This window comes from Pseudomonas sp., from assembly GCF_037994325.1.
In the GTDB taxonomy this organism is placed as follows: Bacteria; Pseudomonadota; Gammaproteobacteria; order Pseudomonadales; family Pseudomonadaceae; genus Aquipseudomonas.
In genome coordinates, this window is sequence record NZ_JBBNAH010000571.1 from 1 (window position 1) to 9,553 (window position 9,553).

At 58.2% G+C, this 9,553-nt stretch carries 12 protein-coding genes; 5 read left to right on the forward strand and 7 right to left on the reverse strand.

Annotation, left to right across the window (positions count from 1 at the left end):
* From AAAB16_RS19215 to AAAB16_RS19225, 3 genes are all read left to right on the forward strand, one after another.
* On the forward strand, positions 1 to 372 hold a 372-nt coding region (locus tag AAAB16_RS19215; protein ID WP_340664770.1), incomplete at its 5' end, for an adenosylcobinamide-GDP ribazoletransferase.
* 287 nt (positions 373 to 659) lie between these two features.
* Positions 660 to 929, forward strand: coding sequence for a hypothetical protein (locus AAAB16_RS19220; RefSeq protein WP_340664771.1), 270 nt, complete (start codon positions 660 to 662; stop codon positions 927 to 929).
* Positions 930 to 1,022: 93 nt separating this feature from the next.
* On the forward strand, positions 1,023 to 2,246 hold the full coding sequence (locus AAAB16_RS19225) for a hypothetical protein (protein WP_340664772.1): 1,224 nt from the start codon (positions 1,023 to 1,025) through the stop codon (positions 2,244 to 2,246).
* A 25-nt stretch (positions 2,247 to 2,271) separates the two neighbouring features.
* Here the strand turns inward: AAAB16_RS19225 and AAAB16_RS19230 are convergent, their stop codons facing one another.
* The 4 genes from AAAB16_RS19230 to AAAB16_RS19245 form a co-directional block, all read right to left on the reverse strand.
* Entirely contained in the window at positions 2,272 to 3,627 is a 1,356-nt protein-coding gene (locus AAAB16_RS19230) for a PAS domain-containing methyl-accepting chemotaxis protein (protein ID WP_340664773.1), read from the reverse strand.
* 265 nt (positions 3,628 to 3,892) lie between these two features.
* Entirely contained in the window at positions 3,893 to 4,651 is a 759-nt protein-coding gene (locus AAAB16_RS19235; RefSeq protein WP_340664774.1) for an EAL domain-containing protein, read from the reverse strand.
* Between the two features lie 200 nt (positions 4,652 to 4,851).
* Positions 4,852 to 5,163 carry a helix-turn-helix domain-containing protein gene (locus tag AAAB16_RS19240; protein ID WP_340664775.1) on the reverse strand — a complete coding sequence of 104 codons (312 nt, stop codon included), beginning with the start codon at positions 5,161 to 5,163 and terminating at the stop codon, positions 4,852 to 4,854.
* The gene (locus AAAB16_RS19245; RefSeq protein WP_340664776.1) at positions 5,150 to 5,470 is read right to left on the reverse strand and encodes a transcriptional regulator; all 321 of its coding nucleotides are present in this window, start codon (positions 5,468 to 5,470) and stop codon (positions 5,150 to 5,152) included. The genes AAAB16_RS19240 and AAAB16_RS19245 overlap by 14 nt, the downstream gene beginning before the upstream one ends.
* Before the next feature lie 216 nt (positions 5,471 to 5,686).
* Here AAAB16_RS19245 and AAAB16_RS19250 point away from each other — a divergent pair, with 216 nt between their 5' ends.
* Both AAAB16_RS19250 and map read left to right on the forward strand, forming a co-directional pair.
* Complete coding sequence (locus AAAB16_RS19250) at positions 5,687 to 5,929, forward strand: ParD-like family protein (RefSeq protein WP_340664777.1); 243 nt, start codon at positions 5,687 to 5,689, stop codon at positions 5,927 to 5,929.
* On the forward strand, positions 5,926 to 6,723 hold the full coding sequence (gene map / locus AAAB16_RS19255) for a type I methionyl aminopeptidase (RefSeq protein ID WP_340664778.1): 798 nt from the start codon (positions 5,926 to 5,928) through the stop codon (positions 6,721 to 6,723). The genes AAAB16_RS19250 and map overlap by 4 nt, the downstream gene beginning before the upstream one ends.
* Before the next feature lie 51 nt (positions 6,724 to 6,774).
* Here map and hutH read toward each other — a convergent pair whose 3' ends face one another.
* The 3 genes from hutH to AAAB16_RS19270 all read right to left on the reverse strand — a co-directional run.
* Entirely contained in the window at positions 6,775 to 8,310 is a 1,536-nt protein-coding gene (gene hutH, locus AAAB16_RS19260; protein WP_340664779.1) for a histidine ammonia-lyase, read from the reverse strand.
* Positions 8,307 to 9,098 carry an ATP-binding cassette domain-containing protein gene (locus tag AAAB16_RS19265; protein WP_340664780.1) on the reverse strand — a complete coding sequence of 264 codons (792 nt, stop codon included), beginning with the start codon at positions 9,096 to 9,098 and terminating at the stop codon, positions 8,307 to 8,309. The genes hutH and AAAB16_RS19265 overlap by 4 nt, the downstream gene beginning before the upstream one ends.
* A partial coding sequence (locus AAAB16_RS19270; protein ID WP_340664781.1) for an ABC transporter permease subunit occupies positions 9,095 to 9,553 on the reverse strand: 459 nt, incomplete at its 5' end. The genes AAAB16_RS19265 and AAAB16_RS19270, both read right to left, overlap by 4 nt.

The following is a 9,553-nucleotide window of genomic DNA, read 5'->3' on the forward strand; positions in this document are numbered from 1 at the left end:
CTGCTTAAATTTACCGCGCTGGTGGCGTTGCTTGAGCAGCAACACGCCAGTGCGTTGCTGCTGGCACCGTGGTTAGCGCGGGGCTTGTTGCCTTTGTTGTTTATGACCACGCCCTATGTCCGCGCTGGCGGATTGGGGCAGGCCTTGGCCGAGCACCTGCCGCGTGAACGCCTGCCGCTGGTGTTGGCGCTGCATGCCCTGGCCATGTTGCTATTCGGCTTGTCGGCGTTGGTGATGGTGGTGGCTGGCTTGCTGCTGTTCGTCTGGTTGCGGCGCCGCATGCTTGAGCGGCTTGGCGGCACCACTGGCGATACCGCTGGCGCGATGGTCGAGCTAGTCGAATGCGCGGTGATCGTTTTGGTGGCGCTGTAGGTTGCTTCGTTTTCACGCTGTGATGTGCGCACCGCCGCCTGCGGCAGTTATGGCGGCAGTACCGGCGCTGGGCCTATTACCTATGCTCTGGCGCAGAGTCAGGGCCGGCAGGTGTTCTGTTGAAGTGAAAACTCTTTTGCAAAATCTGCCAACGGCTTGTCGATGTGTAGTGTGGCGGCTAGCTATCATGGCTCAGTATTGAGACGATACGCCGCCGTAAACAGCCGGTGAAACGTTTTAACCCGGTCTGGTCATGACGTCGTTTAAAGCCTGGAGTAGTGCTACAAATGCAGTTGACTGAAAATGAAATGCGTCGGGCTCTCGGATTAGAGCTTGGTGTTGAACCAGTCAAGGACGATGTAAAAAGAGAGAAGCGGGTATTTCCTCACACCTTGGTCACCTACAGCGTACGAAAAGCTGAGGGTGGTCCCACGTTCAAGTTCGAATATAAGTCCCGGTCCATTAGCGTGGACATCGCCAAGCTCGATGCTGAGAAAGAGATCAAGAGCAAGGGGCTTGTGGTATGGGCGTTACTGGATGTTCAGCAGATTTCCTAAGCCCAGCCGCGATTCACGCTTGCGCGCACTCGTCTGTCGAGTCGGCTGCTCTGCTTGGCCACTGGCAGCTCACTCGCCCTAACGGTTGCGCCCATGCCCATTCGCCTGCCTTGGCTCGTTCTGCTGCTCACTGCCTACCTGGCGGCCCCTACGCTGTGCATGGCGCAGCCGTTGGCCTTGGAACAGCATCGTGTCAGCGTGCGCGTGCTCGACCCCGGCGCAGCGCCAGTCGGCCATTGGCAGGTAAAACTGCATGCTACCTATCGACCGCTGGTTGAAGGCGCGCCCAATACCACTGAAACAACCACTTCCCGCGCCAATTGCCCGCCACCGCCGCGCTATAGCCTGTCGATTTTGCCGTCATTCAAGCGCTGCACCCGCACCCAGGACCGCACGCTTTACCTCAAACTGCCCGCGGCGCAGGTAGTGGCCGCCGACCCTCATACGTTGAACCTGGACTTTGCGCCGGTGATTGAAGATCACGGCGGCACCTTTCGCATCGATGCGCTGGTTTTGGACTATATGACCTGCGCCAAAGGTTGTGAGAACACCAGCCTGGAGATTGACCTCAGGTGTTATGCCGACGATGTCGAGCGCGGCGAAGTGCTTACTAATGGCTTGCTGTTGAGCTATGCGCGCGGTGCCAAGGCGGCCGCTGAGGTGGCGCAGTGCGGGCTGAAATCTGGCCGCGAGGTGTATTGGGCCAGTCGCGACAGCGTTATGGCGAGGGTGCGCGGCCACTTTGGCGACGATCAGCAAATGATCAGTCATGAACTGCTCGACGCATTTACCGCGATTCCAGGCAGCGACCATGGGTGGCACTGGAACCCGGCACAGGGCCGCGGCAAGTTTGATGAGTCCTGTTCCTTGCCCGGCAACCAGAGCTTTGTGAATAGCAGCTACATGGCCAATCTGCCTGTTGCCGTGGGTTGGCCCTATCGCCATACAGCCGAGGTGTATGTCGCCAGTAAGCCGAGCGGGGAGGTGTGCAGTATTTGGCTGACCGGTACCGACGATGAAATGTACCTGCGCTATTTCTACAACTTTGCCGACGGCAAACTGGTGAACGTTTCCACCAGCGATGAGCCAGACAGCGTTTCCCGTGAATGGCGTTGGGTAAATGGTCAGCCTTGGCAATATACCCGTAGGCAGATGCCCGACTCAGTCGCCGGGCACGACGCCATTCTTTATTGGCACAAAACCGCTGCCGAGCAGTGGCCCAAGCAAATGGACTACACGCCGGACTTCAAGGAATTTGCCGCCTTGAACGATTTAGCGCAGCAGTTGCTTAGCCGTTTTCCGGTGCTACCGCAGTAAGGCCCTAACGCTCCCCTGCTTGATCTCACCCGACCCATCCGGCCGCACTTTTTGGAATAACTTCCGATTCATCAAGTTTGGAGGCGAACATACTTACGGCCTCGACTGCATCGCTTGTTCCGCTGCGGATTTGTAAGATAACCGCACCGGCCTGGTCCGCCAGGGTGACTCCGCGTTGCGCACCTTCCTGTGTGGCATTCATGCTCGCAACTGCATCTCGGGTTTCCGATAGGATCAAGCCAATCATTTCTGCAATTTCAGCCGTTGAACGGCTGGTACGGCCTGCCAGTTGTCTTACTTCGTCAGCAACCACGGCAAACCCTCTGCCTTGGTCACCTGCACGGGCCGCCTCAATGGCTGCATTGAGTGCGAGCAAGTTAGTCTGATCGGCGATGCCGCGAATGGTATTAACGATTGCGGTGATTTGTTCAGAACGGTCGCCTAACTGGCCGACCAGCCGGGCCGAAGTACCAATATTGTCCGCGATAAGGCGCATTTCTTTGGCCGTCTGCTGAATGACTTGAGCACCTTGCTCTGCGATTTTTTCCGTCTCGGCTGAAATGTGGTAGGCGCGAGACGCGCCGCGCGAGTCCTCTTCAAACTTCTCTACGCGAGCGGTTATGTCGGCGGCGAATTTAACGATTTTATTGAGCTTGCCTTCGGCGTCGTATACCGGGTTATAGGTCGCTTCCAGCCAGACGACTCTGCCGTGATTGCCTATGCGCTTGAACTGTCCACTGACAACTTCGCCAGCGTTGAGGCGCCGCCAGAAGTCTTCGTATTCACTGCTGTTGACCAAGCTCGGTTCACAAAATAGGCGGTGGTGCTTTCCCTTCAACTCGGTGTTGGAGTAGCCCATGGCGTTGAGGAAGTTTTCGTTGGCGCCAAGGATAGTGCCGTCCAGAGCAAACTCGATGATGGCCATTGCGCGATCAAGTGCGTTCAGTTTGCCGCCTCTTTCAGCGTCTATCGTCAGCTTCTCAGTGACGTCCAGCGCATACTTGACCACTTTTACTACCTGCCGTTGTTCGTTCATCACCGGGTTGTAAGTGGCCTCTAGCCACACATTCTGTCCTTGGCCATTAACGCGTTTAAAGGTGCCTGAGAGAAATTTTCCGGCGCGCAGTTGAGCCCAGAAGTCGGCGTATTCACTGCTGCGCACTAAGGCTGGGGAGCAAAAGTCTTTGTGAGTTTTCCCGGTAAGCTGATCAGCTCGGTATTTCATCGCAAGCAAAAAATTGTCATTGCAGCGCAGAACATTGCCGTCCAGGTCGAATTCCACTACCGCCATAGATCGCTCAAGTGCCGCAAACAAACTTTCATACTCGATAATTTTGGCGGCCTGAGCTGCCAACTCTTTTTTTAGTGGTTGGTTGAACATGAGCGCTCCTTGGTGCGGTTTGGGTCGATCGTAATTCCTACGTATTTTCTAAAGTTAACTGGACATAACCTTAGTATAGAAACGCGGATCCCCCGGTAAAAAAGAGGTGCCACACAGGCAGTGGCGTATTAAAGGAGGGAGAGCTCAACAGCGTGTTTTTTTGTGAGGTATTGGACTGGGGGGGGAAAGGCTAACTCTTCTTGAGTTAGCCGCAGCGTTAGCAGCGCATAGCTGACGGTTTTGGAAGTGGAGTCAAAGCGTCAGATTAAAGGGTTGGCCAGTTCACTTCGGGTAACTGCTCAAGCGCCGGGCGGGCAAATAAATAGCCTTGGAACAGATTAATGCCTTGCCCGTGCAGGTGCCGCAACTCGCCGACCGACTCGATACCCTCGGCAATCACTTCAATATTCAGGGCGCGGCAAACGCCTAAAATGCCCTGCACAATTGCCTGGCGCACGTTGTGGGTGTCGATATCGCGCACCAATGCCATGTCCAGCTTGATGATGTCTGGCTGAAATTCCGCCAGCAGGTTCAACCCCGCATACCCGGCGCCAAAGTCGTCGATGGCAGTGCGGAAGTTATGCTTGTGATACTCCTGAATAATGTCTTTGAGGTGGTCTTTGTCTTGTAACTCTTCGCCCTCGGTTAGCTCGAAAATAATCCGTTCGGTGGGGAAGTTGAAGCGACGGGCAGCCTCCAGGGTGGCGCGAATGCAGGTCGAAGCCTTGTACACGGCGTTGGGTAGAAAGTTGATGCTCAGCAGGCACGGAACTTGTAAACGACTGGCCAACTCCACGGCTTTAACCCGGCATGCCTGGTCGAAGGCATAGCGGTTGTGGTCGGTCACGCGCCCCAGAATCGACGCCGCACTACTGCCATCTGTGCCACGTACCAACGCCTCATAGGCGAACAGGCTGCGGTCGCGCATATCGACGATGGGCTGGAACGCCATACTGAAGTCGAACTCAAGGGCGGCACCGTCTTGGCAGGCTGCGCAAGTGGGCTTTGGCGGGTGTTCGCTCATGGCTGAGAAAATCCGAAAGGGTTAGGTAGAACGTCTGATACGCAGGCTTTTCTAGTTGCGGCGATCATTTGGACGGTTTTCTACGAGAAAAAGTTTTGCCCGTCTTGCTCCGAGCACAGGGGCTCTGACTGTAACGCTATCGCTTCGGGGAACACTATCCCAGGCATAACGCTCATGCGGCTTTACTGCTGTATTTCGAGCTAACCGGCCAGCACATCGCGGAACACGTCCGGTCGTGACGTAGCAATGTGCAACAACGAACGCGCTGCGCCGGATGGCGTTCGCCGTCCTTGTTCCCATTCCTGCAGGGTGCGTACAGACACGCCGAGCAACTCAGCAAACTTGGGTTGGGAAAGGCCCGTTTTGCTTCGCGCTTCTGCCGCCTCTGTGACATTGGGTTGGTGGCGAGCACCATGGCGCCCAGCCTTTACATCACGAATAGAGCTCAGAAGTTCTTCGCCAATATTGCGTTTGGCATCTCGCTCCATGAGTTCTTTTTCAGTTAGGGGCATGATTTAGCTCCTTGGCGATTTTGCGCAGGATGTGCGCAGGGATATTTTCGCTGGCGCCTTTGCCGTAAATAATCAGCGCGACCAGCGCGCCGCTGGCGAGTTGAGCAGTATAGATAACGCGTACAGCGCCACTTTTGCCTTTGCCGTCCATGTTCCAGCGTACTTTACGGCAGCCATCTGAGCCCGGTACCACAACCCCAGCGTCAGGGTTGTTGGCAAGGTAGGTCATAAAAGCGCCGCGCTCTTCTTCGGTCCAATAGTCAGGCCAAAGTTTGGAGAAAAGTGGAGATTCGATGATCGTGAGCATTCGCTCATGCTACGGCCCTGACGTAGGGTGGCGTAATCAGACCGTGGCCGTCAAGACGGCAGAACGGGCTGAGTGCTCGGGGAATATTCGGCATCAGAGGCTGGCAAGGTGTGCACGTGCACCGAGAAAAGCGCGTGGTGCGTTAATTCGGGTTGCCAATGCTGCTTCACTATTTGTAGTATACGTTTCATATATGTTTCGTATTAGGTGATCGCCATGGGCATCGTAAAAATCTCCGAAGAAATGCACGAAAGCTTGCGCGTGGCGAGTAATGCGTTAAGCCGTTCCATGAATGCCCAGGCCGAGCATTGGCTGCGTTTGGGTATGTTGGCCGAACTCAATCCTGAGCTGGATCATAGCCAAATCTGTCGCCTGCTTATTCGTGCTGAACAGGCCGGTGGCCTGAGTTTGCAGCACGTCTGCGATATGGCCGATGCACCGGCGAGTATTGCCTCATGAGAAAAGGCGTACCGATCAATAGCCCGGCGCAAATCGCTCAGTCCAAGGTGGCTGGCACCCTTGCCGCCCAGGTGTTGGCGATGATCGCCGAGCACGTTAAACCGGGCGTAACCACCGAGCAGCTCGACCAGATTTGCCACGATTACATTGTGCAGGTGCAAAAGGCCCTTCCCGGCAACGTGGGTTATCACGGCTATCCGAAAACCGTGTGCACGTCGGTGAACGATGTGGTGTGCCATGGCATTCCCACGTCTCGCCCGTTAGAAGACGGCGATATCGTCAATATCGACGTGGCCGTGGTGAAAGACGGTTGGTATGGCGATACCAGCCGCATGTACCTGGTGGGGCAGCCCAAGCCAGAAGCGCTGCGCTTGGTGAAGACTACCTATGAAGCGATGTGCGCGGGTATTCGGGTGGTGCGCCCTGGGGCCACCTTGGGTGATATCGGCTATGCCATTCAAAGCGTGGCTGAAAGTGCCGGGTTTAGCGTGGTGCGCGAGTATTGCGGGCACGGCATTGGCAAGGTCTACCACGATGAGCCGCAGATTCTGCATTACGGCAGCCCAGGCCTTGGCTTGAAGCTTAAGCCTGGGATGATTTTTACCGTGGAGCCCATGCTCAATGCCGGTAAGCGTGGGGTGAAAACCTTAGCCGATGGCTGGACGGTGCTCACGCGGGATCAATCCCTGTCTGCGCAGTGGGAGCATATGGTCGCGGTCACCGACACCGGCTTCGAGATTCTCAGCCCGTGGCCGGCGCCGGTTGAGGGTTATGAGGCCATCACCCACGGCTAATCGTCGCGAGCGTAGGGCGGCTAGCGCCCTACGGGTCTATGCGCTGTGCAGTCAGCTCCAGACTGGCTCACTGCGTTTAAGCAGGTTAAATACCGTTTCGATATCCGGCGCCAGCCAGCGGTCCTGGTCGTAGGGCGCCACGTTCTGGCGCAAGCGACGCCAGGCCTGTTCCGTACCCACGCCAAAGCTTTGCGCCTTGAGAAACTCAAAGGCCTGGCCGGCCAACAGGTATTCGATGGCCAGCACGCGGTAGCTGTTTTCCACGGCTTTAAGCAGTTTTAGCGCGGCACTGGTGCCCAGGCTCAGGTGGTCTTCCTGCAGGCCGGAGGTAACGAAGTTATCGACTACTGCGGGCTGCGCCAGCTGGCGGTTTTCGCCGACCAGGGCGGCGGCTACGTATTGGGCGATCATCATCCCGGAGTTGACCCCAGGCTGCGCCACCAGAAAAGCCGGCAGGCCGCTGACCAAGGGATTGATCAGGCGATCCAGGCGCCGCTCCGCTACGCCGGCCAGCTCGGCCACGGCGATGCACAACAGGTCGGCGGCCATGGCCACAGACTCGCCATGGGGGTTGGCCTGCGACATCACCCGGTAGTTGTCCGGGGTACCCAGCAGCAGCGGGTTATCGCTCACCGAGGCCAGCTCAATATTGATCTGCGCTTGCGCATGGGCAATCTGGTCGCGACAGGCGCCGTGAATTTGCGGAATGGAACGAATGCTCAAGGCGTCCTGGGTGCGCAAGGCTTGTTGGCTGAGCAAGCGTTGGCTGCCGGCCAGCAGTGCCCGTAGGTTGCTGCCCACTTGCTGCATACCGGGGTGCGGCTTGAGGGCCAGCACCGCTTCATCGAAGGCATTGAGTTGACCGCCCAGGGCTTCGAAGCTCATGGCGCCGATTACGTCTGCCCATTCAGCCAATTGCCAGGCATCAGCCAGGGCCAGGCAGGCCAGGCCGGTCATGCACGGCGTGCCATTAACCAGGCTAAGGCCGTCTTTGGCGCCCAGTTGCACCGGCGTCATGCCGCAGTCGGCCAAGGCCTGGGCGGCACTCATACGTTGCCCGCGCCACGTGACGTCGCCGACCCCGAGCAAGGCGATGCCGACATGGGCCATATGGGTGAGGTAGCCCACCGAGCCCTGGGCTGGCACGCAGGGGGTGATGCCGTTGTTGAGCAAGTCGAGCAGGCCTTGCAGCACGGGGCGCTGGATGCCTGAGTGGCCGTGGGCGTAGTTGTTGACGGCCGCGCAGATGATGGCGCGGGTCTGCTCCGCCGGCAGCGGCGCGCCGACGCCGCAGGCGTGGCTTAACAGGGTATTGCGCGACAGCTGCGCCAGTTGGTCGTCGTGCAGCGCAACGTTGCACAGGGCACCCAAGCCCGTATTGATGCCGTAGGCGCGTTCGCCGCTTTCGACTATCCGTTCAACAATCGCCCGCGCAGCTTCCACGCGCTGCCAGGCCTGGTCGGACAATTCCAGGCGCGCGCCCTCGCGGGCCACGGCGACCACCTGGCGAAAGGTTAGCGGTTGGGTGTCGATTACTACGGCGGTCGGGCTGTTGGTGTGCACGGGAGGCTCTTCGCGGCAGATCATTCGCTGCTCCGCAGTTGATGGCTGGAAATAAACTGACGAAAGCGCTCGCTGGCCGGTCCTTCGAACAGTTCTGTGGGGGAGCCGGTTACGTCCACCAGGCCCTGGTGCATAAACACCACGCGGTTGGAGACATGGCGGGCAAAACCCATTTCGTGGGTTACCACCAGCATGGTGCGACCTTCCTCGGCCAGGCCGCGCATCACCCGCAGCACTTCGCCGACCAGCTCGGGGTCGAGTGCTGAAGTCGGTTCATCGAATAGCATCACATCGGGGTTCATCGCCAAGGCGCGGGCGATGGCCACGCGTTGCTGCTGGCCGCCGGAGAGGTGGGCGGGGTAGTAGTGGCGCCGGTCGTACAGGCCGACCTTGTACAGCAAGGCTTCGGCCTCTTGCAAGCAGTCGGCGCGCGGGCGTTTGAGTACCCGCAGCGGGCCTTCCATAACGTTTTGCAGCACGGTCATATGCGACCACAGGTTAAAGCTCTGGAACACCATGCCCAGGCGGGCGCGCATGCGTTCCACCTGCTTGCGGTTGCTGGGCGTAAGCGAACCATCACGCTTACGGTGCAGAGCGATTTGCTCATCGCCGACCTGAATGCTGCCTTCATCCGGCGTTTCCAACAGATTGATACAGCGCAGAAAGGTACTTTTGCCCGAGCCACTGGCGCCGAGAATAGAGATGACGTCACCTTGTTCGGCTTGCAGGTCGATGCCTTTGAGCACATGGGCGGCGCCGTAGGATTTATGGATATTGGCCACCTTAAGGGTTGGCGAGGCAGGAGAAGTCATGGCGCTCCAGGCAACTTGCTGGGGGTGGAAAGGGCGGGTGCAGGGGGTAGGGCGCTGTCGTCTTCACGGGGCCGCGAGGGAATTGCCAAGCGCCCCTCCAGCCAGCCGACCGCACGCACCACGAGAAAATTCAGCACCAGATAAATCAACGCCGCGCAGGCGAACACTTCCATGGTGCGGTAGCTGCGCTGAATGATTTGCTGGGCGACGCCGGTCACATCCCACACGGTCAACAGGCTGGCGAGGGCAGTGGATTTCACCAGCAATACCGCTTCGGTGGAGTAAGCCGGCAGGGCTTGGCGCAAGGTCATCGGGGCAATGATGCGGTACAGCAATTGCCAGCGGGACAGGCCGATGGCTTGCCCCGCTTCGATTTGCCCGTGCGGCACGCTGAGCAGGCCGCCGCGAATAATTTCGGCGGTGTAGCCGGCGGTGCACAAGGCCAGAGAAATGAT